Origin of the sequence: Methylocella sp. CPCC 101449 (genome assembly GCF_031921685.1) — a bacterium.
Taxonomy (GTDB): domain Bacteria; phylum Pseudomonadota; class Alphaproteobacteria; order Rhizobiales; family Beijerinckiaceae; genus Terripilifer.
Genome location: NZ_JAPDHU010000001.1, coordinates 330,416 through 354,129 on the forward strand (window position 1 = coordinate 330,416; position 23,714 = coordinate 354,129).

General features: G+C 49.0%; 16 protein-coding genes. 7 read left to right on the top strand and 9 right to left on the bottom strand.

Going from position 1 to position 23,714, the window contains the following annotated elements; all coding sequences use genetic code 11:
* Positions 1-59: 59 nt before the first annotated feature.
* Complete coding sequence (locus tag OIM99_RS01535) at positions 60-2,207, bottom strand: EAL domain-containing protein (protein ID WP_311848548.1); 2,148 nt, start codon at positions 2,205-2,207, stop codon at positions 60-62.
* 292 nt (positions 2,208-2,499) lie between these two features.
* On the opposite strand from OIM99_RS01535, the gene OIM99_RS01540 reads away from it, so the two are divergent.
* Positions 2,500-4,320 (top strand): glycosyltransferase, encoded by a 1,821-nt coding sequence (locus OIM99_RS01540; protein ID WP_311848549.1) that lies wholly within the window; start codon positions 2,500-2,502, stop codon positions 4,318-4,320.
* An 11-nt stretch (positions 4,321-4,331) separates the two neighbouring features.
* Entirely contained in the window at positions 4,332-5,222 is an 891-nt protein-coding gene (locus OIM99_RS01545; protein ID WP_311848550.1) for a class I SAM-dependent methyltransferase, read from the top strand.
* Positions 5,223-5,505: 283 nt separating this feature from the next.
* Here the strand turns inward: OIM99_RS01545 and OIM99_RS01550 are convergent, their stop codons facing one another.
* The 4 genes from OIM99_RS01550 to OIM99_RS01565 all read right to left on the bottom strand — a co-directional run bounded on the left by OIM99_RS01550 (position 5,506) and on the right by OIM99_RS01565 (position 10,664).
* Positions 5,506-6,351, bottom strand: a complete 846-nt coding sequence (locus tag OIM99_RS01550) for an outer membrane beta-barrel protein (protein ID WP_311848551.1) — start codon at positions 6,349-6,351, stop codon at positions 5,506-5,508.
* Positions 6,352-6,655: 304 nt separating this feature from the next.
* On the bottom strand, positions 6,656-8,644 hold the full coding sequence (locus tag OIM99_RS01555) for a glycosyltransferase family 2 protein (RefSeq protein WP_311848552.1): 1,989 nt from the start codon (positions 8,642-8,644) through the stop codon (positions 6,656-6,658).
* A gap of 130 nt (positions 8,645-8,774) precedes the next feature.
* Complete coding sequence (locus OIM99_RS01560; RefSeq protein WP_311848553.1) at positions 8,775-9,845, bottom strand: alginate lyase family protein; 1,071 nt, start codon at positions 9,843-9,845, stop codon at positions 8,775-8,777.
* Positions 9,846-9,929: 84 nt separating this feature from the next.
* Positions 9,930-10,664 carry a hypothetical protein gene (locus OIM99_RS01565; RefSeq protein WP_311848554.1) on the bottom strand — a complete coding sequence of 245 codons (735 nt, stop codon included), beginning with the start codon at positions 10,662-10,664 and terminating at the stop codon, positions 9,930-9,932.
* A gap of 262 nt (positions 10,665-10,926) precedes the next feature.
* Here OIM99_RS01565 and OIM99_RS01570 point away from each other — a divergent pair, with 262 nt between their 5' ends.
* Complete coding sequence (locus tag OIM99_RS01570) at positions 10,927-11,535, top strand: class I SAM-dependent methyltransferase (protein ID WP_311848555.1); 609 nt, start codon at positions 10,927-10,929, stop codon at positions 11,533-11,535.
* Here the strand turns inward: OIM99_RS01570 and OIM99_RS01575 are convergent, their stop codons facing one another.
* On the bottom strand, positions 11,536-12,183 hold the full coding sequence (locus OIM99_RS01575; protein WP_311848556.1) for a class I SAM-dependent methyltransferase: 648 nt from the start codon (positions 12,181-12,183) through the stop codon (positions 11,536-11,538).
* 113 nt (positions 12,184-12,296) lie between these two features.
* Between OIM99_RS01575 and OIM99_RS01580 the strand changes: the two genes are divergently transcribed.
* Both OIM99_RS01580 and OIM99_RS01585 read left to right on the top strand, forming a co-directional pair.
* Positions 12,297-13,445 carry a glycosyltransferase family 4 protein gene (locus tag OIM99_RS01580; RefSeq protein WP_311848557.1) on the top strand — a complete coding sequence of 383 codons (1,149 nt, stop codon included), beginning with the start codon at positions 12,297-12,299 and terminating at the stop codon, positions 13,443-13,445.
* A gap of 2 nt (positions 13,446-13,447) precedes the next feature.
* On the top strand, positions 13,448-14,134 hold the full coding sequence (locus tag OIM99_RS01585) for an FkbM family methyltransferase (protein ID WP_311848558.1): 687 nt from the start codon (positions 13,448-13,450) through the stop codon (positions 14,132-14,134).
* A 3-nt stretch (positions 14,135-14,137) separates the two neighbouring features.
* On the opposite strand, the gene OIM99_RS01590 is transcribed toward OIM99_RS01585, so the two are convergent.
* The 3 genes from OIM99_RS01590 to OIM99_RS01600 form a co-directional block, all read right to left on the bottom strand.
* Positions 14,138-15,130 (bottom strand): glycosyltransferase family 2 protein, encoded by a 993-nt coding sequence (locus OIM99_RS01590; protein WP_311848559.1) that lies wholly within the window; start codon positions 15,128-15,130, stop codon positions 14,138-14,140.
* Positions 15,117-16,604: a glycosyltransferase gene (locus OIM99_RS01595; RefSeq protein ID WP_311848560.1), complete on the bottom strand. Its 1,488-nt coding sequence runs from the start codon at positions 16,602-16,604 to the stop codon at positions 15,117-15,119. Before OIM99_RS01595 ends, OIM99_RS01590 begins: the two co-directional genes overlap by 14 nt.
* 72 nt (positions 16,605-16,676) lie before the next feature.
* Entirely contained in the window at positions 16,677-21,242 is a 4,566-nt protein-coding gene (locus tag OIM99_RS01600; protein WP_311848561.1) for an FkbM family methyltransferase, read from the bottom strand.
* A 426-nt stretch (positions 21,243-21,668) separates the two neighbouring features.
* Between OIM99_RS01600 and OIM99_RS01605 the strand changes: the two genes are divergently transcribed.
* Both OIM99_RS01605 and OIM99_RS01610 read left to right on the top strand, forming a co-directional pair.
* The gene (locus OIM99_RS01605; RefSeq protein WP_311848562.1) at positions 21,669-22,928 is read left to right on the top strand and encodes a hypothetical protein; all 1,260 of its coding nucleotides are present in this window, start codon (positions 21,669-21,671) and stop codon (positions 22,926-22,928) included.
* Positions 22,929-22,942: 14 nt separating this feature from the next.
* A complete protein-coding gene (locus OIM99_RS01610) occupies positions 22,943-23,698 on the top strand; it encodes a glycosyltransferase family A protein (protein WP_311848563.1) in 756 nt (251 codons plus the stop codon).
* The last annotated feature ends 16 nt before the right edge of the window (positions 23,699-23,714 follow it).

Below are 23,714 nucleotides of genomic sequence, written 5' to 3' on the forward strand. Positions count from 1 at the left end.
GCCGGATTGGGCCGGGACTTACTTTCCGAGCAAACGACTGACGCGCACTCACACTTTACTCACGCACTGGAAGCAATGGCTGTTTCACCGACGAGATAGGCCAAGAATTCATGTTCCGGCATCGGCTTGGCGAAATAGAACCCCTGGACGTGATCGCATCCTTCGGCCCGCAGACGCTGCAACTGCTCCTCGGTCTCCACACCTTCGGCGAGCACCTGCATGTTGAGGCTCTTGCCCAAGGTCGTGATCGCCCGAACGATCGCCGCATCGTTGGGATCGGTCGCGACGGTGCGCACGAAGCTCTGATCGATTTTCAGGCGATCGAGCGGCAGTTGTTTCACATAGCCGAGCGAGGAATAACCGGTGCCGAAGTCGTCGATGGAAATGTGGACGCCCATATCCATCAACTGGCGCAGATCATCGGCCACCGCATCGATGTTTTGCATCACGATGCTTTCGGTGAGCTCCAGCTCGAGGCGACGCGGATCGAGCCCGGTTTCGCCCAGCGCACGCGTCACCAGTAAGGGAATGGTGCGCTTGCGGAACTGGATCGGCGACAGATTGATGGCGACCCGCAGATATTGATGGCCCTTTTCCTGCCAGCGCCGCGCCGCGCGGCAGGCCTCGAACAACACCCATTCGTTGATCGGCAGGATCATGCCGTTTTCTTCCGCCCGCGGCAGGAAGACACCCGGCGAAACGATGCCCTGGCCGGGGCGATCCCAACGCAGCAGCGCTTCGGCGCCGTCGACCTGCCCGGTCGCAAGATTGATCTGCGGCTGATAGTAGAGTTGGAATTCGCCGCGCTCGAGCGCCAATTGCAATTCATTGTCGAGCTGTGCGGCGACGCGCGCCCGCGTCTGCATGTCGGAGGCAAAATAGGCAAAGCTGTTGCCGTTGTCCGATTTGGCGCGATACATCGCCAGGCTGGCATTGATCAGCAATTGGTCGGCATCCGTCGCATCGGACGGATAAAGCGCCACGCCGATCGACGCCTTCATCGGTGCCAGATTATGCCCCGGCATTTCGAAGCCGGAGATCGTGTCGAGAATGCGATTGGCGTAATCGGCGGCTTCCGTCGTCGAAAGCATGTCCGATTGCAGCAAAGCGAATTCGTCACCACCGAGGCGGGCAAGGACGTCGCCTTCGCGAATCTCTTTGCTGACATGTTCCGCCAGCGCCTTCAGATAACGATCGCCCGCCGCATGGCCGAGGAGATCGTTGATCTTCTTGAAACCGTCGAGGTCGACCACATAGAGGCCGAACATGTGATCGCCGCGCCGCGAACGGGTGATCATCTTGCGCATGCTCTCGATGAGCGAAATGCGATTGGGCAGATCCGTCAATGCGTCGTGGTGGGCCACATGGCGCAGATAGGCTTCCGAGCGCTTGCGCGCGGTAATGTCGAGCGAACTGGTGAGAACCGCCGTCACCTGCCGCTCATCGTTGGTGAGCGGCGATTTGGTGGTGACGAAATGCCGGGTGGTGCCGGTCAGATCGGTCATTTCCTCTTCGTAAGCCGGCACGGCCTTGCCCGTCTGCAACACCAGGCGATCGAGCGCGAGATTGCGCGCCGACTGTTCGGGGCCATAGAGGGAGTTCATCGGCTTGCCGACGAACTTCGCCAGATCCTTGCCGGAAAAAGCCGCCTGATAGGCATTGGCGAAAATCAACGTGCCGTCCGATGCGGTGGCATTGATCATGACCGGCAACGTGTCGATCACCTGCGCCAGCCGCTCCGAAGAATCCCGCAGTGCCTGTTCGCGCGAGCGTTCGCTGCGCTCCAATTCACGCTCGAGCGTGGTGGCGCGATCGGCGAGCAGCTTTTGATGCTTGTGCAGCTTCAAGAGATTGCGGGCGCGGGTGACGAACTCATGGTGATCGACAGGCGAATGCAGGAAGTCGGTCGCGCCGGCCTCCAGTGCCCGCAGCCGGAAACTGCGTTCCTCATAAATCGTCAGAACGATGATCGGGATTTCAGCGGCGCCGGGAAACTGCCGATAGCGCCGGATGAACTCGGCGCCGTCGATCGTCGGCATTTTGAAATCGGTGATGATCAGATCAGGCTGTTGATCGACGAGCCAATCCAAGGCCTGCAGCGGATCGCCGAAGGTCTCGACCTGAACATTGGGTTCGATAGACGCCGCCAATTTCGCAAAGATATTGCGATTGGTGATCCGGTCGTCGACGATCACGATCAGCGACATACAAAAATCCTAAGTCTGGATTTCGCGATCGGCCAGTCACGCTCACGCTTGCGCGCGGACGCAGCCCAGCCCATCGACCCGAGATTGTCCCTGAATTGGATTAACTAATTGCTATTATGGGCTTAATGGTCACGGTCTTGAGATTCGACATAGCGCGTCCACCTGACAAATGACCGGAGTATTCGCGCACCCGCCGTTTGCAGATTTCTTAGATAAATTGCCCATTTGTCAGTTCTTCTGCTATCAGAGAATGATCGATTCCTGGGCTTTGATCCCCAAAAGGCCAGATTCTATGAATTCCCTCGTATCAAGAAGCAAATACAAAGCTCTTCTTGAAATAACAACCAAATTTAGACTGTTCTTTTTCAAAAAAATACTTAGATCAAAGCGACATTTACCATCATCCGGATCGATGGTCTTTCTGGAGCATATTTTTAGCTTGGCAGCTCAGGAGGAGAGGCAAACACCTCTGGACAGATCATTTTCTAAACCTGCGCTCTCCTTTGTCGTGCCGGTGTACAACACGCCACCCGACTATCTGGAAGCCCTTCTGCGCTCCCTGCGGATGCAAATTCCCGAAGCCTGGGAACTCGTGCTTTCCGATGACGGCTCGACCCATCGCGCGACGATCGCCTGGCTGGACAAACACCGCACCGCGCCAGGCCTCACCGTTCTACGGAACAAGGACAATCGCGGCATTGCTGCGGCGACCAATGCCGGCATTGCCGCGGCGCATGCACCTTGGGTCGGGTTCATTGATCACGATGATGCCCTTGCGCCTTATGCCGTCGATCGCATTCTGCGTGCGCTTGCAGCCAGACCGGAATGCGAGTTCCTCTATACGGACGAAATCATCGCCGATGGCGATCTCAACCCGGTCGATGTGTTCCTGAAGCCGTCTTTTGATCCGGTGTTGCTCTCGGGTGTGAACTACATCAACCACCTCTCTCTTTATCGTCGCGAGCGGCTTCTCGGCATCGGCGGTTTGCGTCTCGGATTTGATGGCTCGCAGGATTACGATCTGCTGCTGCGCTATACGAAGGATCTGAAGCCGCATCAGTGTCTGCACCTGGCCTATCCCGCCTATCTCTGGCGGCGCGATGGCGGCAGTTACAGCGCTAAATTTATGGAACAGGCGACCGCCAATGCACGGCGCGCCTTGGCCGAAGCCTACGCCCCCGCAGACCAGTCCATCGAGGTGAGCGAAGCGATCGATGGCAATTTGCATCGCGTCAGATTCGATCTGACCGATCGAAAGCAGCCGCTGGTTTCAATCATCATCCCGAGCCGCGATCAATATGAGATGATCAAGGCGCTCTTCGATGAACTGCGCGACAAGGTTCATTACCGCAATTTCGAAATCATCGTCATCGACAATGGATCGATCGATCCAAACGTCCTGGACCTGTATGAACGGATGCGCCATTCCGGGCTCAAGTTCAGAGCCGAGATCCAGCCTGAGGCTTTCAATTTCTCCCGCGCGATCAACAAAGGCATGGGACTGGCGCAAGGCGATCTCTTCTTGTTGCTCAACAACGACATCGAGCCGCTTGATCCCTATTGGCTCGACGAGATGGTCAGTTGCTTTGCCTATGATGGCGTCGGCATCGTTGGCGCGAAACTGCTTTATCCCGATCGCACGCTGCAACATGCCGGCGTCATCGTCGGCTTTGGCGGGCTGGCGGGCCATTGGTATATCCAGGAGCCAGCTAATTTTCCGGGCCCTTTGGGGCGGCTTTGGGTGCGCCAATCGATGTCCTGCGTCACCGGCGCCTGCATGCTGGTATCTCGCAAGCTGATGGAGCAAGTCGGCCCTCTCAATGAAGAACTTTTTGCCGTTGCCTATAATGACGTCGATCTGTGTATCCGCGCCGTTGCGGCGAACAATCGTATCATCTGGACCCCCTTCGCCCAGTTGATCCACCACGAATCCCTCTCGCGTGGCAGCGATGAAAAGCCTGAGAATGTCGCGCGTTTCGAACGCGAGAAGAATAATCTCAGGACAACACATGCCACGGATCGTTATCGCGATCGGGCGATCAATCCGTGGTACTCAACCGACAGATCTCATCCCGTCCCTGTCCTGCTGCCTGAACTTCCTCGCCCGAGATAATGAGCATGCCCATGAAGAAAAAAATCGCGAACTGGCTGAGGAATATGGCGAGTGCCTTCGAACGCAATGAGCATGCGCCTTTAGACCAGCTTGACGCAGAAAAGAAATCTGCGGCGAATTTGCTCGATGAATATGTCAGCGGCATGCCTCATGCGCAGCATGCGATCGACGCCCTTGCAGGTTGGAATACGGCGCTGCCGCCCAATATCGGTGTCGTTGCTGGAAACGTCGCTCTCTATAACGACCCCCGCATTCTCTGGGGCATCGAGCAGATGGGCTCCCTGGAAGGCAAGCGCGTGTTGGAGCTCGGGCCACTAGAGGCCTCTCACACTTACATGCTGGAGCAGCGAAAGCCCGCTGTGCTGCATGCGATCGAGGCCAACCGATTGTCGTTTCTGCGCTGCCTCGTCGTCAAAGAACTGCTGGGCCTTCACATCGCAAAGTTCTTCCTCGGCGACTTCATGACCTGGCTTGAAGAGCGACCTGAGACTTATGATTTCATCGTTGCCTCAGGCGTTCTCTATCACATGGAAGATCCCGCCAGCCTGTTGGAGGTCATGGCGAAGAGAACGAAATCCGTTCTCATCTGGACGCATTATGTGAGCGATGCAGCTATGCCCAAGGGCGATCCGCGCCGCGAGGTCTTTGTCGGCGAGCCGGAAATCATCGAGCGCAACGGCATGAAATTGCGACAGTATCGCCGCAGCTATTGGGGCGCCTGGAAAGATAAGTCTTTTTGCGGCGGCATGCATGACCTCCACCGCTGGCTCGAGAGGGACGATATCATCGCTTATCTCAAACATCTTGGCTTCGACGATGTTAGGATCACGATGGACGAGCCCAACCACCAGAACGGCCCGTCGTTCCTCGTGTTCGCGAGACAGACAACCGCACCGGCTTAAAGAGTGCGTCTATCGCTTCTGTTGGACCAACTTGGCGCGGCGATCACGACGCGCGAGCCACTTGCGGAACACGTCGTCCTTCAAATGTTCGAGCCATTTTTGATCCGATATCTGGCCAGAAAGCCAACAAGCTAAAAGAAGTTCATAGGTGTTCATCGAAAGCCCCCACTCCCAGCCCGAGGGGAGGCTTATCTAAAGCCGATGCCTGACGCAGACCTGACCGGCGATGGCCAACAAAAAGGCCCGGCAATGCCGGGCCTTAAAAGCTTCGACTTACGATCGATCAGTAACGGGCAAACACCGGGCCTGCTGCACCACCGAACTTATAGTTGAGACCGACGCGCACGATGTTGTCGGTATTGGTATTGCGCAGGCGATAGTTCAATGCACCACCGCCGAAGGCATAGATCGAGGTGGTCTTGCCGAGGTCGACGTGCAGATATTCCGCCTTGACCGTCAGGTTGTTGTTGATGGCGTATTCAACACCACCACCCAACACCCAGCCGGCGCGCCAGCCGCGGCCACCGCCGACGTTGCCGAAGGGAACCGGCGGGAAGCCACCAGCACCATTGACGACAACAGCGCCGCCGCCATTGACTTCACCGTAAGCCAAACCACCGGTGGCGTAGATGAGCGCGCGATCGAAGGTGACACCGGCGCGGGCGCGCAGGGTGCCGTACCAGCGGCCGCGATCAAAGCCGCTCAGCGTATAGCTCGGGTAAGCCGCGCCGTAGCCGATCGGATTGGTCGGATAGGTTCCGTTCAGACGGTTGCCGCCGGCGCGGTAGTTGAGGTCCGTTTCGAGACCGTAGACGAACTGATTGACCTGCCAGTTGTAACCAGCCTGGATGCCGCCGGTGAAAGCCGCATTGCCGCCGCCCTTGCCCGGAACCAGATTGCTGTTCGGCGTCGGGAAGAGACCACCAGCAGTAAACACCGGGGAATTGTTGCCGCCGAAAGCCACGCCAAGGGTGCCACCGACATAGAAGCCAGTCCACGTGAAGATCGGGGCGGCAATGATCGGGGCCGGAGGCGGAGCCGCCGTACGGCGCGGCAAATCGGCCGCCATAGCGACTGTCGGCGCAGCAAGTGTCAGAAAAATCGCTGCATTTCGGGCAATGCGAATCATTGTAATACTCCTAACCCCTCAAGTTTAAAAATATTCGTACCCAGATATTATTGCCAAAATAATAACGCGACAATCCCAAAGTAGTTCCAAGCTACTGAACTCAACCGACTGTGTCTTGAAAAACACGGGTTCCATTTGGAAAGCCCAGAGTTCCATTGCGCTTCATCGAGTAATATTTACCTGAATGCTCCTCAAAACTGGCGTGTTCAATGCATGGAATGGTGGGTCGGAGAAGATCCGTGGGGCGATCAGATAGAATAGCAGTCAGACCTATACCTGCTCCGTCTGCCGGCTGTGCAGCACATTATCCAAGAGCGGCTTCAGTCGTCTCAATCGAAAGTGCTGGATGCAGATAGGGATCGTTGCGGATGACGGAAAACCAGCGCTGCTTAAAATAGGCTGTCTCGTCTTTATAACGAATCTCCGAGGGAACGATATTGCCACGAGAGGCCGACTCAAGATGAACTAGTCGTGCCCTAGGCTCGATCAGGTTACGAAGGCCGCGCTCCTGCAGTTTTAAACACAGGTCAATATCGCCGTACTCAACGGGCAAGTTAACCTCATCAAAGCCCCCCACAAGATCGAACTTGCTTCTTTCAATCACAAGACAGGCGCCAGTGACCGCGGAGAGTTCATGCGGGACTTCGAGCCTACCAAAATATCCGACGCTATCGGGAGGGCTCCCAGCCTCAAAATGCGCGGCAGTTCCGTGCAATCCGAGCGCAACACCAGCATGCTGAACCTTATCATTAGGGAAAAGCAATTTGGCCCCAACAGCACCAATATCAGGACGACATGCCCACGCTGTAAGCTTTTGCAGCCAATCCGGACTCAAAACTTTGGTGTCATTGTTGAGGAACACCAACATATCAAACCGAGCTGCTTTGGCGCCAGCATTGCATAAAGCGGAAAAATTAAAGGTGCCTGGTGAATGGAGAATCCGAATACGTGCTTCACGCGAAATATCCGATAAGTACTTCGCCGTTTCAGCCTCAGTGCTGTCGTTATCGACGATGATGATTTCGAAAGTCACATCGCTATCGTTCGATAAAATGCTATCTAAGCATTGTTGTAACAATTCATGCTGATCTCGAATTGGAATAATAATGGAACAAGTCTGCGAGTTGACCAACGGCAGTGTGATTTCTGTTCGCCTTGTGGGTAGAGCACTACAAGATATCAGCAATCGCTTAATATGTACGACTGTGTCATCAAAGGATAAGAATACGCTCTTCAACGCTTCGCAGGAACGTCCTGAGAGGTGATCTCGAACCCAATTGACTCGATAAAAACAAGCCGTACCTAGAACGTCGATGCTCTGCGCGAGCACAGGGCTCCAATCGGGCTTAAAGCGCGGCGAGCCTTTGGCCAAATCAAGCTCGTCAGCATAGAAGATATCAGCTGGAAAGCGAGCGGCCGCCTCTGCGAGAATCGATGGGGCTTCAGGGGCTATCTGATCTCCCGCATTCAAAACAATTATGAAGTCTTTGGGCTGCAACCCTTCGATCAATTGACTTATCTTCGCATTAGATGAAGCACGCAACGTGGACCATTCTAATCGCGGCTGACTACCAAGAACGGCGGCCATCTTGCGCTCTTGCTCACTATCAGCATCAAGTAGAATTATTCGAAGGTGGGAAGCGGCTAGCACACGAGGGGCATCAAGCCCAACCCAATCCGGAATTCTCGTTCGACTTTTTAACCAATGATGATGGGCGCGCAGTGGGATAGTGCCTAACGCACGTTGAATGCGACGTCGCGCTTTGTGGCGATATCCCGCTAACCAAACCAATATAGACCAACTGGCACTGAAAGGATGGTATCGAACTGCCTGCAGAAGCTTCCGCCACTTTCCGATAGGATGACATTTCAAAATCCTAAATCCAAATAAGCCGGATACATCGACTGGGGAAATTAGAATCTGCCTTATCCCTTCTGAGATATAGCCAATCCAAACGCCTTTGCCTCCTATGGGAGCCGGGAGCACCATGTCTTCGATACGTTCTTCCTCAAGAACTAGGCGAATAATTGGTCGAGCTAAAACATCAAGTAAACTAGCCTCATAGGTTAGCTCTATCGAACGTCCCGCGACATCTTCCAAATTGATGTTTAGCTGGAGCCATGGCTGAGAAGATTTTGAAAGCCAAGTATTTGCCCTAGAGGGGCATCGTTCAACACCAATTAAAGGAAGAAGATCCGGCGTGGCTGCAGCATGATGCCCCAACGACTGCCAGACTTTCTCGCTTCCGGCTCTATATATCGGTTTGCCGTGTTGAACATCTTGTTGAAGCAAATACTTTCACCCCAATTCAATAAAAAAGCCCACGTTTATTTATTACTTCGGCAAAATGTAGGTCAACGACTATTTTATATCTATAGAACGATAATTATCTCATCGACGGAATTTGAGCATCCAAATCGCGTTATCTTCTGCTTTGTGTACCAAGTTGGATAATCGCTTGATGCATCTTCCGCATATCGCCTCCACCTGTCGCGTCTATAAAGGCAAACCCTGATAGTCGTCTCCCACAGCGCTGCCAATCCGCATTCAGGAGATCAGAGCCAAAAGTTTCACTTGCTCTGAAAGCGTAATCTCCATCCATAGGTTCAATACGATCAACACCAACCTTAGTTGCCAATTCATCGGGGAAACACATGGAATGACCGACATAGTCCGCCAAAGCTTTGATCTTCGCGTGATCGACAGCTTTTTCAGGAATGCCTAACGCTCGTCGCTGAGCTCGCAGAATCATAAGCATAGACAGAGCTCGGTTATGATAGACAAGTGCGCGCTTTCCTCGCGCCAGCTCTGAAGCTAGCGAGCCATCCGGATTAATCTGTTGAAGAAAATAAGCCCAGACCTCACCTTGAAACTTGAAAGCGTTTTCGTCTTGTGTGAGCAGCGCCAAACCTGCAGCTGTCGCTCCATCTTCATAAAGTAAGTTGCCTCCCCGTTGTCCATGAGCGATGTACGCGCGGTCAACTTGAATGCGTTCCTCAACTCGCTTTTTCAACCAAGGAATCACGTGAGGACCGAGCTTCGCTCCCGCAGTCTGTAATTTAATCGCAATATTTACAAAGCCTCGCGTGTAGCCCGCCCTATCAATCGCGCCCTGTGAGCTGAAGCTCCCATGGTCATCGACTGTTGTAGCCATCGCGTCGTCTTTAGCCCATTCTTCAAGTAAAGAATTAGCGCACTGGAGCGATAAGCCTGTAAACTTATTCCAAGGTGGCGGGCCATCAATCGAAAACGAGAGATATGACAGAAAATCATTAACTGGCTTTCCGCTCGCTGTACGTTTCGCGAGCGCTTGGGCATCAACAATGGACCCTCTATTGTCAGAATAGATCGCTGGCGCAGCAACATTGGAAACCGGCTGAAAATAAGGACAAGATTCCGGAACTTGCGCAACAGCCGCGTATGCGAAACCAATGACGCTAACAGAAAGCAGCAGCCTAAGTTTTGATGATCCAACACCTGGGAAACTGAACATTGATGAATATCTCCGATAGTTTCACAATTGGTCCGCTAAGGCGTTAGCTCAAATGGTGTTGTATATACAGCGCCCGACATCTTGTTATTCAATTTTAACGTCTAAATTATCCAATAGATCGCGTAGTATTCCGTTAGGATCTCGACCCTCACTTGCTCCGTGCAACACATAATGTCGGCCAGCATCCATCCCCGCGTCAGCAACATCTTTATGGTACGCTAGATATTTTTGCGGATTGATAACGCCCGATCTTATCAGCAACGTCGCCTGTTCTTGAGTGGTTATGCCTTTCCATCGAATGCCTTTCTGCGAAGTTAGAAGCGCCTTTACCGCACGACCGATTTCTCCTGCTGCAGTCTCGTGCATACTTATTAAACGTCGTTTGAGATTTTCCCCCATAGTTTCAGCCGTTAGCTTGTCTCGTTCTAACCTAGCTAAGCTCTTGCGGCTCAAATCTAGTTCGGCACTCATTTGATCAATCTGATCTCGCAAGGAGGCATTTTCAGCTTCCAGGCGCTTTAGATGGATATCGAGGGATCGCGCTTCCACCCGCAACTTTCTTATTTCATCTGTCGCCTTGATCAGCTCACTATTCTTGTCGTCAAGCTGTACCCGCCAAGCCGCAATCTCGCGTTGCAGAGATACTATTTCATGGTCAGTTCTATTAAGCTGACTTTCACGCTGTGCATTCAGTGCATTTACGAGCTTTCTCGTATCTTCGATGCGTTCGTGTGTATGATTGATCTTCTGCGTCAGCAATTTTTGCAGACGTTCAAAGCTGCCCTGTGAACTAGGGTTTATGTTGTTGAATGTTGCCATCTGCAATTCCTTAACCCAAGCTGGGCTGCCAATTTCGCATTATCCCAATCTTACCATTTCCAAGAGGAAGTGTGTTAATAGATTGAGACTTCTACAATAGGACCAATCACACCAATGCTATTAGCTAGGACTTCACTTCTATACGTCGTTCGCATTGAAAGGGATAGGCAACGAAATCTGTTAACGCACTCAACTTGCCATATTCCTTTGATTAGTGAATAAAAACTACACTAACCGCGAAAGATAAAAAGGAATAGGTTGCATGACCCCTGACGATCGGCGAGCTATGAAGAGACGCGCGCCACACGTGAGTCTTTCCATTGAAAATCTCAAAGGCGGAAGCTTGTTACCGGATCGTCTTGCTCTTCTAGACGTGTTGCCGAAAAATGCAGTTGTTGCAGAAGTCGGCGTCGCATTCGGCGATTTTACCCGTGAAATCGTTCGGCGTGCTCAACCATCATCACTTCATCTAATCGACGCCTGGAGTTCAGACAGATACAAGTCAGGGCTTGCGGCGATTGAGGAAGAGCACGCGGAGGCTATTCAGGCTAAACGCGTCCAGATTCATCATGGTCTATCCATCGAAGTTCTACCTACTTTGCCCGACCAGAGCTTAGATTGGATATACATTGATACGGATCATAGCTACGAGACCACCTGGGCTGAACTAGTCATTGCTGAGCAGAAAGTCAGACTAGACGGCTATATCTGCGGTCATGATTTCTGTGTGGGAAACGTTATCACGCCGTGGCCCTACGGCGTGATTGAAGCATGTAATAAATTTTGCGTCGAGTATGGCTGGCGTTACAGTTACCTGACCGTAGAATCCAACGGCCATAACTCTTTCGGTCTCCAACGCCTCGGCTATTAGTTATAGTGCCCGAGCCGCTTTGAAAACTTTAGCACTGTCATAAGGTATCAACGAAATTTGCTGCTGAAGCCTGCTATCTGCAGTAAACCCGAGCTTAGCCAGTTCTTCGTTGTATTGGGCCAGTGGCCGCGAAACCACGTGCGGGACCGGGGATATCCTTTCCGGCGGGAAATAGTCAGCGAACAGCAAGCACCCATCCCGCTTAACTCGCTGACACGCAGCAGCTAAAAACTTCCTCCAGTCCTCATCTTCGGTAAAATGGACCAGCACATATAAAATCAAAACCACATCAAACTTCTTCGCAATATTTAATTCTCGCAAATCACCCTGCAAAAATACACCTTTAGGATGGTTCTTTTTCGCTGTCTTAATCGCCTCATCGGAAATATCGATTCCGGTATAAGAAAATCCTTTCGATATAAGAGACCCAGCTACGCGCCCATACCCACATCCCAAGTCAAGAACAGAAGAATATTTTCGTTGGCGCAAGAAACCTGCCAATTCGGAAACGGCTCCCTGAAGATCACGCTCCCCTTCATAATTGTGCTCGATCGATGCAGCTGCATTACCGACTGAACGAGGATCATTACGAAAATCGCGATGGCGCTTCTTCCAATACGCGCCCTGATCGAATTTTTCAGTTTCCAATTCTGATCCTTTCCGACAATTGCCAATAGGACGCCAACAAATTTATTGCTTTCAAACCCGGAATTCAACTATGGCACCAAGATTTGAGCCATCTAACGTATGAGAATTATTGTATGGTGCACCATATGGCAAATTTATGTGTAGGATATCAACGCGATGATTATCCGGAACGGCGTAATATTACTAACTTGGCTTTTCCAGGGATCAAACATCAACTTGCGCCGGATTCCAATGCGGATGTCCCATCGGAATTTTTGGATTTTGTGAATTCTAAGGGCTGGGCAAGCAGATATGTTGCGTCGCCTGCGCCAAATCATAACATCGATTTATATCACTATTTTAACAGTATACCGGTTTCGGACGTCAAATTTATTTCAACCTTCGAATCCTCCCTTCCAAGATGGTGGGGTGCTTCGCAGCAAATTTGGCAGCGCGGATTTGATATCTTGGCTGGCCCTAATTGTCGGGCATTAATAGCCATGTCGCAAAACGCCGCCCTTATCCAAGAAGAATTGTACAAAATGTTTCCAGACATCTCTGATAAACAAGCAATTCAAAAGAAAATTTATATTGTACATCCTCCTCAAGAAATTGATTATAAAAGGCACAAGTTCGCCAAATTTGAACATCCTAAGGTTCAAATAACATTTATTGGAAGAGATTTTCTGCGAAAAGGCGGATACGAGTTCATCAAGTCCGTCGACAAACTAAACAAGAAAAATATCAAATTCGACGCCACTATAGTCTCTCCGCTGATAACATTTAATAATGATTCGCGCTGGAATGATAAAGCCGAAGAAAAACTCAACGAAACAAAGGTTCTAATAAATTCTTTAGATATAGAATATTTTCCCTCCTTAAATAATGAAGCAGTCCTTGACCTCCTGTCGCGATCTCATGCTTATGTGCTGCCCTCTTTTCATGACACATATGGATTTTCTGTGATCGAAGCTCAAAGTGTAGGATGCCCTGTAGTCTGTACAGATCAGCGGTCTTTTCCGGAGCTCAATTCAAACGACATCGGCTGGATACTGCCTACAGAAAAAGATTCATGCGGTCAGATAAATAGTAAAGATGAGGCTGCTTTTTTGCGAAATAGCGACATGTTGGTGCAGTCGCTAACAGAGAAAATTGCTGAAATTGTCCAACATCCCGAAATAGTGAAGCTCAAAGCTATTCAATCCATAGAGCGAATAAAAAAAGAACATGATCCTTATCAATATTCACTTAAAATAGCGGAACTATATCGGAAAGGTAGCTGAGCATGAAAACGTTAATAGGCGAAGTAGTAAAGTTTGAATATCGTTCTGAGGAAGTTTGCTTTTTTATTCAAAATAAAAACGATATCATCCAAAAACGTCATGCATCAGGAGTATTCTATGAAATAGAAGAGCTATCTATCATCGAAAAATACTTTGAGGGTGGTGTATTTTTAGATGTCGGCACCAACGTCGGAAATCATGCAATATTTGCAGCAAAATATTTGCATCCCGATGAGATTATCCTGATAGAACCCAACCAGGAAGCTATAGACATACTTGATATAAATTTAAGGCTGAATGAATTAAAGTCGAAAATTAGAACCGATCTGCTTGGGATTGGACTTTCTGAAAAAGCAGGAAAATCGAAGGTTGTAAGCCAAACAGATAATCTTGGCGGGGCTCGATTAGTTGCTGATGAACAAGGCGGAATACAATTGGCCCGGGGCGATGATCTTCTCTCTGGCCAAAGAATTGACTTCATAAAATTGGATGTAGAAGGCTTAGAAATCGCAGCGCTAAATGGTTTAATTATGACCATTAAAAGATATGCACCAAAGATGTTTGTGGAGGTCGATCATCGAAACCGCGACCTATTTCTAAATTTTATATCTGAACTAGATTACTCGGTCGAAGAAACCTTTAAAAGATATCAGTATAATGAGAATTATATGGTAGTGAAAAATAAATAACAATCATAAGCGGTTTATGAGACCCTTATCGATCAATATATCCGCATTCTTAAAAACTGCACTATCTTGATTTCGTAAAGACAGATTCGGTGCATCGGTAAGTATTTTATGATAACATTTGTATTCAATGCTATCGCCCCAGTAATTCTTTTCCGATATAGCAGCTTCAATCCGATGTATTACATCGGGAAGGAACTTGAAATGTAAAATACCAAAATAGCAGTCTGATTTAAAATTATCTTGATATGGCCAAATGTGGTGCGGATTAGCGAATACATCGTGCCCTTCAAGGCGAAACATTGGATATTTAGTCATTTCTGGTCGAAAATTTTGATCCGCCTTGGAAAATGCGCGTTGACGCGGTCCGCCTTTTCGCGAAATTATTTCTTTATACTTTTCTTCTTTATAGCCTACACTGTCAAATAAAGAATAGGCTTCTATAAGTCTTTCGCCTCGCTTATAATCGGACTTAAGTAAAGGGCCATCAGCATACATATCGAGCAAAAAACCTCTAACGCGCCGGATCTTTTTGCCGTCCATGATGCGGGAAATATCTGCAAATGTACGTCCATTCTCGATCCCATCAAAAACTAAATGCTCGTCTCCGTCTGCATAAATGAACCAGCGGTTACGACCATACATGGTGACAAGTAAATTGATCCAACCATGTTTTTTCATCCAATTGAAAGGCCTGGGGCAGCGATACAAATCTACATCCGGCTGCGCAGCAAGATATTCTGGTGTTCCATCTTTTGATCCGTTGTCAAGAAACACAAATTTTTCAATGCCTGCTTGACGATAGTGCTGCAGAAAATCCGGCAGGCGCTCATTCTCGTTACGCACGACCGAAATTACGATCGGGTTGTCCGTACCTGAATGTCCACTAGAAACCTTCAAGGTTTCGAATGTGACGGTCATATACTCCTGCATAACGGTCACAACATAATCCGGCGCGTTAGCAGACGAAAATAGACGCAACGGATCAAATTCGGGCATGTGACACCTTTAGAGCAGACTTACTACTTGCCGCGGCTGGCTGCAGAATAATCAGCATTCCGCTATCGTTAGTAACTTTATCCAAAAGCGGCGCAGAGGAAACGTGAACATTGGGAAGAAGCTCGGCAATCCTGGCATCCAGATGCATAGCACGGACACGTTTTATCGGCTCGTAAATCAATAAAGCGCTATGTTCATGTAAAGCAGGAACGAGCTGCTCCAAAATATCAGCTAGATCGATGTTCGCTGCTGCTTCAAGAACATTCATAGCCAAAACAATATCGTGTTTGTGGCCGTGAGCTTCCTTTGCGAGGCCAGCAAGATAAACTTTGCGTAGGGATGCAAAACTCTTGGCCGCCGCCATCGGCAGCCCTTCTCCCACGCACAAGCAGCTCAATCTGTGCTTTTGCTTCCATTTTTCATCGAGAAAACTATAGAGCATGCGGTGCCGTTCCAACGAGCCGCAGCGGAAACATTGCGGCAATTTACCGTGAAAAAGCCTCCCGCCAGGTCCCCTAACAAAACTGTGGCTGCCGCAAATAACGCAAACCGGCGCCCGTTCGCGGGCTATCTCCGGAATTTTTTCCGTCGGACAGGCATCGGTCGTATAACGCAAGAGATCCTGCAGATAGCCAGACAAATGCGCAACTTGCGTTGCCGCTCTCAACCCCGAAAATAAGATAGCATCATCGACTCCAGCTGCTTGAAGCGTATCCAAATGTTTGGCAAATACATTTATCACTTCACTTTCTAGCTGTTTGATAGCTGGCGGTTGATAGTCAGGTTGTGCGAGAGCCCAATACATGTTTGCCATGCCGTACTCTTGAAATTGTGCATAAAGAGCAGCTAGGCTAGTTCGATGAGCATGGTAGACAATCGCCTGCGGTACGAATCGAATGGTAAATTTTGTCGTATCGAGCATTCGCCAAGCAATAGCGGCATCGCCCCCACAATTAATATTTGGATCAAACAATCCAACTCTATTGAAGACCGTCTTTCGGTAAATAGCATTACCTATCTGCGCATAAGGTTTGAAATGCCAGCCTGATAAAGGACCCCTTTGACGCAAGAGTGCGATCTCTTCGGAAAAACGTTCAACAACGGTCTCGTGCGATAAAGTTAGAATTTCACCGGCTAGACAGCCCACCGCTTCATCTCCGCTGGCAGTGTCAAGTGCCTTTAACCAATTCCGGTCAACAATACAGTCGGAATCAATGAAAGCGATGAACTCGCCTTTTGCGGTCTGAATGCCCAAATTGAGAGCTGCGTAGAGACTCTGAAACTGAGTCTCATTCAGATAGGAAATTCCGTCGGAAATCTTAGCGTCAACAACTACTTCTGTTGAATTGTAGCTTACTATAATTATCTCAAAATGTTGCCGTGGATAATCGAGTGCCTTCAGGCTCTCGATGCAATTCTTAAGACCTACGCCACTGTTACGAACCGAAACGATAATAGAGAAACGAAGACTCATGAAGCGACCCTGAGTTCTATATTTGAGTATTCTCTAACTTAATCGTTACATATGCAATCAAAGTGATGCCCGTTACTGATAATCGTCGAGCTTCCATCTATATGTAGCCATGATATCTTCGCGCTTTTTGGCTTTCTGGAAATCAGACGTTCCGATATCGCTATCCACCATGCTTTGAATGGCAAGATTTGGATAGATAACAAAACAGCGATCAGGGAAGGCGCGCGTCGCTGCGCTCAGTGCGCCGATATCATAAGGCATGTCAAAACGCCGGACATGATCCAGTAAATAAGGAATAATATCGAAGCGCATACCAACCGCGTGAGACCCAACAGCTGAGCCATTCGTCCGATAAAGCATTGGTGAGTGCCAATCGGCCCAAGGCGGAGACCAATTATATTGTAATGTCCCAAGTTGAAGTATCAGCCAATCATCCGGTAGCTCTTTCATAGCTTGGGCAAATAGCGTCTTGATCTCCCTATGTAGAAGGACATCGTCATCTAAAACGAGTAAGCTCTCCGTGTTGGCAGCCAAAGCTTCCTCTAATACAGCCTCATAGGACTTGAGATAGCCCCAAGCACCACGCGAAGCTATGGCCTTTTTTCCTTGTCGTTCTAGGTAGGAAACGCGCGCCGCTTGGCTAGCATAGTTCATATAGAGATCACGCTGATAACGGATCTCTGGAACATTTGCAGATATCTTCGTACGCGGTTGCTCTAGGTACCGTTGATACTCCGTCGCTACTTTTTCCTCGCTACCGTCCACCGCACTAAAACGCTGTGCTTCTATATCGGCCATGGTAAGGCTCTTCGTCACGCGCTCCCAGCGGTCCGGCCGTCTATCTAAATTAAGTACCTTAACTTGCTTAAATATCTTATTAATCGTCACTTCTGAGCTCTTTGCCGTTGAAAGAGCGGTTTTATTAATCTTGAAAGCGCAGTGTTTATTCAACATGTAATCGAAATCAGATGAGCTCGGCTCACCTAGGCTAAGCTTTTCAACAAACCGCAGCATTCCATCTGGAATGCCATCGCCCGGCGCAACAACCACCCCAACAATGTGTCCCTGATCCGTCTTGAGTTTAGTCAAAGTTACTTCCCCCCTAGTCTCTGGGACACATGAGGCAACTGAACGGCGACTATCGGATACTAACGCACTGCCATCGAGACCCAACACAGCACCAAGATTGAGACGAACGATGAGATCCGCCGCCTGTTTCAAACCTCCCGGATCGGAACCTGTATCTAGGAGATGCGTCTCTCGTTGAATTGTAACTTCAGAGACCGCATTCTCCTGCAAAGGTTGCCCGCGGTCGTATGCTAACATGATCACCCATTCCGCTTCGTTACCCGCATGTTCGACAGCACTCTCGATGGAGCTTGTTAGATTATCGGTCGACCCAACATTCACTAGCAAACCGTATTTGGACTTTTTGCCAACATGCACAGTAAGGGGCCAATTATGTTTAAGGGCGGCATCCTGAACTAACGAACTATCGAATCGCGTTCGCGTGCGATTTACGGAGTGTTTGTAGATAGTCTCATCTGGAACGGTATGATGGTTTTCTCGAACCCAATTCCTAGGGCGGGCCGGCGTTAACACTTCCAGACCGTTTTCTTGGGCATGCAACGCGAGCCAAATATCTGCAGAATTGCAATATTTGAAATCAGCCCAGCGCATCGAAATCGCTTCACTATGCAAACAAAGAGCATTGGTAGCGCCAATATGAACGCTTCGGTCACTATCCAGTCCATGTCCAAAGTGGAACGTCGCAGCGCGCGATCTACGATCGTAATAATTTGTAATCGGTTGGCGGATCAAAACGCCGTGGGTCGCATAAATTGCCTTCTTTCCTTTCGCCGCAACCTTGGCGCACATCACTTCAGCGAAGTCAGGCGGGAAGATTAAATCATCATCAACAATTAAACGAAATCCTGGCGTTTTATCTTGTTCCAACCAAAAAACTTTGCCAGCATCCCCACGATCATCCCAGTCTTGCGAACGCCGAACCTCAACGCGTGGATGCATCAAGAATTCTGGTACGTCCGGATAATTGTTGAGAAAAACACGAACCTGATCACATTGAACTAGCAAGCTATGGACGCAATCAGCTAGCATCTCACGACGTGATGGGATGGAAGCCATTGATGCAAGAACTGGCTCGCCCAAGTGCCGACGTATCATCCGCTGATGCGCATCAGCGTCAACTCGCTTCACAACTAAACGCTGGATAGCAAAACTGTCGCCACTTTTACAATTGTGAGCCAAAATATAAAATTTGATACGACGAGTACGGTTAGAGGCGAATGCTTTCACTTTCTTTACGCCAATAGAAAGAGGCATGTCGTAACCCACACCGTCATTGTCATCAGCTATAATTCGTAGAAAGGGATGTATGTTATTCTCATTGACCGCCTTGATTACGACTTCAATTTCCACCAAACCACCGCCGGGTAGATCGATTTGCCGGCTAACCATTCCTGCATCGCCAGGTATAGTCGCACGAACGACACCGCCTTGTTCAAGTGCTGCTTTGCCTTGCGCCCAACCTTTCCCCTGCCAGCCACTGACGAATTCCTCGATGGCAATTATTTGATCGCCAGGGGCAGTAACAATCGTGGAAACATCACCGGACTGTGCAGCAGGCTGTGGTTTCGCGAAGTTCGAATCTCGTGGCGATATGTATATTTCCTTCTTGTTCTCATTTGGCCTAACTACACGCCAGACATCTCTCGGACCGCCAACCAAAGCTACCTTTGCAGGAGATGTCTCAGTATTCTTAGTGTTGCGGCTTGCATTTTTTTCTAAATGTTCACTCGCTACCTTTTCCCGAAGAGCTATGATCGAAGATTGCATGTCAGCATCTACAGGACTTTTGTTTTTGCCTTCGTAAAGCGAATGCCATTGTATCTGTAATAATGCAGCGTCTTGATCCGCCGCTGCTTGGGCTAGATCACTTGCAGCAACCCAATCTGCAGCAAGCTCCAGCAAGCGATTGAAATTGACTTGCCAATCACTAACAGCATTACTAACCATTTTTGACAAATTACGATTTTCGGCACTTAGTTCAGATAAAGTCCCTCCTGCTTGGTTCAGTGTATATACGACAGATGACAATTCGGCTGTCATGCTAGCTAGCCGGCTTTCAAAAATGCTAAACTGATTTTGAAAATTTTCTCCGCGCTCTGTTTCTTTCTGTGCTTGTTCGTCCATTCTTTTGGCTAAAATGGCAAAGTTGCGTGAGGTAGCTGTTAGTAGTTCCATGCCACCCGCGAGCGCTCCTGCAACCAATGCTGGAATGCCCTCAATTTGGCTCTGATTTTCGCGGATGGATTTTGATACCTCGCTAACGGAGGCATAGTTGGCGCTGAGCTCAACTTTCAGATCAACCACGGCTTCAGCTATAGTGTCGACCTTACGATCAAACTCCAAAATACGAGCCTGCAATTGGTCGGGCATAACGCGCGCCGCATCGCGTATCCTTTCATCAATATTTTTTAGTTGCTCTCCGACTCCGCTCTGAAGTGTGTGCGACAGATCATTGATTGAGGAAGCAATTTGTCGATCGAGATTTGCAACCTTTGTTTCTAGCTGTTGATATTGGCTTTGTAGGAACGCCAATTGCTTGCCAACTTGGGATTGACCGCTTTCAAAAACGCGCTTGAGATTTTCATCTCCCAACTTTTCTTCTACTTCTGACAACAACTTCGCAGCGTGTTTCAATTCGACATGAACTGGTGAAATCGCTTCCGCTAAGTCAACCAGCCATTTTTGATTTGTCCCTGAACCTACTTCTTTCAACTCATGCGCAAACTTCGCGAAGCCAGATGAGAACTCATTAGGAAGTATACTTAGCTTGCGACGAAGGTCCGAAATCTGATCGCGTAAAATCGCTCTATCGATATAGTCCAAAGCCATCTGCTTTTGGATTACGCTCCACATCTGAAAAGATGCTAATTCATCAGCGTGAATGAAAATATGCGTTGGTGTATAATTGAGCGATCCAAATGGCAGGTATCCATGCCGCTCTAAAACCTCGAATATGCGCGAAAAGTCCGATCGAGTGGCTGCTTCAGTTGTTATGATCGGCTTGTCGCGCGCGATGAGATTTTCCGCTCCCAGCAAGACATCGAGATCCATTCCTTCAACATCTATCTTGATAAGCCGGATTTTGGCATCGCTAATCAAATCTGACAGCTTGGCAATCCGGAGACTTTTTTCGTTCCCTTCTATGTCTTTGACTATCTTTGTAGCACCCAGATTGTGATCTGCATTCGCCGCAAGTTTTCCATAACCGTTAGCCGCTCCAACTGCCACGCGGCGGATCCTTACTCGGCGTGTAAGATGATTTGCTTTGATATTCTGTTCTAGTAAGTGAGCAGCAACCGGATTCGGCTCAAATGAAAACACATTGCATTTGCATACGCCTGCAAAGAATACTGTATGGGTACCAATATTAGCACCCACATCTACAACATTATCTCCCTCACGCAGGAACTTACGAACTGCGCTTAAAAATTCTTGCTCATAAAACTCTCCGGTGTTTTTCAATATTTGAAATATATGATCGTTACCATCTGCATGGCGAAAAACAAATGGCTGCCCAGCATAATGCACGGAAACTTCGACTGGCCCCATATTTATACTTCGCTCCGCCCAATTCATATTGCAAAAACCTATTTATACGTGCATTTCCCCAATTAATGCAAACACTTACTTCATTATTGTCAAGACAGGACAACAGGAAACAGGCACGAAAATAGGATAATCAGCCCAGATCATCTTCGCAACGCAATAAATGCCCTCGCTTTAATTTTAGCATCTATACGGTTCGCCCCGAGCGGAAATCTATTCAGCAACTAGTCTTCTCAAAAACTATTTCCAAATGGGGGAACTATTGACCTTTTAGCAATGAAATTCCTTCGGTTCGAACTGCTGAGGGAGAAGGCTTCGTGAGCGAAGCCAGGTATTCTGTTGTCTGCCGAGGCAATTCGATATACGAACTCAGCATTGCGCTCGTACGGGATAAGAAATTCAGTGTTTCTGTTCAAGCTGCGAAGTAATATGAAAACTGCAGCCACTGGCTGCTTGGCTTTAGAGCGTTCGAAGATCGCCATCGAGCGCCTTTCGCGCTTCCGATTATTCTCCGACATCAGTTATGCAGAGATGCACCCCGATATAGTGGGTAAGGTGGATCCTGTGATCCATTTCATTGGGCACGGTGCGACTGAAGGTCGTCGCGCAGCAAGACGCACCCACATTGCGCGCATACTAGGGAGCCTTTCGCGCGATATTTTGCCTCACCGCGATCCGAAAGAATTCAAATCGGAGCTGCTCGATCAACCACTCAATATTGGCGTTTTTGTCAGCAGTCTTGGCAACGCATTTATGACCGAGATAGCCGCAGCGATCGAGGAGCTCTTAAGAGCGGCTGGGCACAATGTAATTAAGGGCGATGAGAACTCTGATATAAAAGAAAGACCAGAGCATTGTCTTTTTATTGCTCCCCACGAGTTTTTTTTTCTTGGTCAGGGCACTCGGTGGGTCCGTGATGACGTGTTAGCCACTGCTTGTATGTACTGTACGGAACAGATTCAGACAAAATGGTTTTGGCAATCACTTCCTATTGTTCTTATGGCGAAGTCCGTCGTCGATGTTTCAGCAGTTACAGCTGCAGCCTACTCCGAAGTAATGCCCTCGGCCTGCATTTCTCCCGCGGTAGGCAGGAAAACAACGCCCATCGACCCGAAAGCCTTAACCCACCCGCTGTTACACGGTCAGCGTTGGTGGACCGAAGGCCAATACAATGGCGACTGGGTCAATCGGCCACTTGACCTTTGCTTTCTTGGCACAGTCAGCCCTTATCGAGCGCGGTTCTTTTCTCGTCACGCCGAAAAGTTGAGCCATTATGAAAGCTTCATCTACTTGCGATCGGGAAATGCCAGAGTACCTATGAACGCAGCAAGCGACGAGACATTATTGCCCGAGGTTGCTCAATTAGTGGCTCGGAATTCTCGAATATTGCTTAATATCCATCGTGACGAATTTCCATACTTTGAATGGCATCGTCTTGCCTATCAGGGAATGGCGAATGGCTGCGTTGTCGTTTCTGAACCTTGTTTCAACGATCCTGAATTCCAATCAGGCATCCATTATCTGACAGAAGAATCTCATAGGCTCCCTGAGCTGATAGATTGGCTCCTCAATGATCCGGATGGCAAGGATAAGGCATCAGCAGTTGTTACAACAACTACCCAAGCACTTCAGGATACTCGGACTGAAGCTTTAAAAGCTCAAACTTTTTTCAAAATTCTTACGGTATAACAGTGCACAAGCAAATGAAAAATGCCAGACAAGTAGTTCTGGAATGGGGAAATATCGATGCTGATACGGGTGTGTCTGTAGCAATAAGTCTATATAATTATGCACGGCATATCGAAGAATGCCTCTCTTCGGTTGCTCAGCAAGATTATCCAAATATCCAATTAATCGTTGTCGATGACTGCTCTCAACGAGACAATTCGACTGCCGTAGCCGAGGCCTGGATGCGCGCGCATTGCGTTCACTTCGCAAGCGGCATTTTACTTCGCCACGAAATTAATTACGGGCTCGCCGAAGCACGCAATACGGCCTTTGAAGTCGCAACCTGTAACTCAGTGTTTGTGATGGATGCCGACAACGTCATCTTTCCCGCTTGCATCCGTAAACTAAAGCGAGCCATGACAGCAGCAAATGCTGATGCGGCCTATTCTCAGCTCGTAATGTTTGGCGATGTCAGCGATGTAGGCCTTGCAGATTATTGGTCCCAAACATTGCTATCTAATGGACCGTATATTGATGCAATGGCAATGGTTCATCGACGCATGTGGCGCCAAGTTGGAGGTTATACTCATCTCGACGGAGGATGGGAGGATTATGATTTTTGGTGCAAACTAGTCGAACAAGATGCACAGGTCTGCTATGTACCGGAACTTCTATGCAAGTATCGAGTTCATGAATCTTCCATGCTTCGCACTGATACAGTAGGCAATTATGATCGGTTGTTTAATTTAATATCATTACGGCATCCTTGGACGCGGTTAGGCGAGCCGTAGTCAACAACACTGCGGC

Coding starts and splice junctions, on each gene's coding strand:
- OIM99_RS01550 (WP_311848551.1), bottom strand. CDS start 6,351: ATGATTCGCATTGCCCGAAATGCAGCGATTTTTCTGACACTTGCTGCG.
- OIM99_RS01565 (WP_311848554.1), bottom strand. CDS start 10,664: ATGGCAACATTCAACAACATAAACCCTAGTTCACAGGGCAGCTTTGAA.
- OIM99_RS01545 (WP_311848550.1), top strand. CDS start 4,332: ATGAAGAAAAAAATCGCGAACTGGCTGAGGAATATGGCGAGTGCCTTC.
- OIM99_RS01605 (WP_311848562.1), top strand. CDS start 21,669: ATGAAAACTGCAGCCACTGGCTGCTTGGCTTTAGAGCGTTCGAAGATC.
- OIM99_RS01580 (WP_311848557.1), top strand. CDS start 12,297: ATGGTGCACCATATGGCAAATTTATGTGTAGGATATCAACGCGATGAT.
- OIM99_RS01585 (WP_311848558.1), top strand. CDS start 13,448: ATGAAAACGTTAATAGGCGAAGTAGTAAAGTTTGAATATCGTTCTGAG.
- OIM99_RS01600 (WP_311848561.1), bottom strand. CDS start 21,242: ATGGGGCCAGTCGAAGTTTCCGTGCATTATGCTGGGCAGCCATTTGTT.
- OIM99_RS01610 (WP_311848563.1), top strand. CDS start 22,943: ATGAAAAATGCCAGACAAGTAGTTCTGGAATGGGGAAATATCGATGCT.
- OIM99_RS01590 (WP_311848559.1), bottom strand. CDS start 15,130: ATGCCCGAATTTGATCCGTTGCGTCTATTTTCGTCTGCTAACGCGCCG.
- OIM99_RS01570 (WP_311848555.1), top strand. CDS start 10,927: ATGACCCCTGACGATCGGCGAGCTATGAAGAGACGCGCGCCACACGTG.
- OIM99_RS01560 (WP_311848553.1), bottom strand. CDS start 9,845: ATGTTCAGTTTCCCAGGTGTTGGATCATCAAAACTTAGGCTGCTGCTT.
- OIM99_RS01535 (WP_311848548.1), bottom strand. CDS start 2,207: ATGTCGCTGATCGTGATCGTCGACGACCGGATCACCAATCGCAATATC.
- OIM99_RS01540 (WP_311848549.1), top strand. CDS start 2,500: ATGAATTCCCTCGTATCAAGAAGCAAATACAAAGCTCTTCTTGAAATA.
- OIM99_RS01595 (WP_311848560.1), bottom strand. CDS start 16,604: ATGAGTCTTCGTTTCTCTATTATCGTTTCGGTTCGTAACAGTGGCGTA.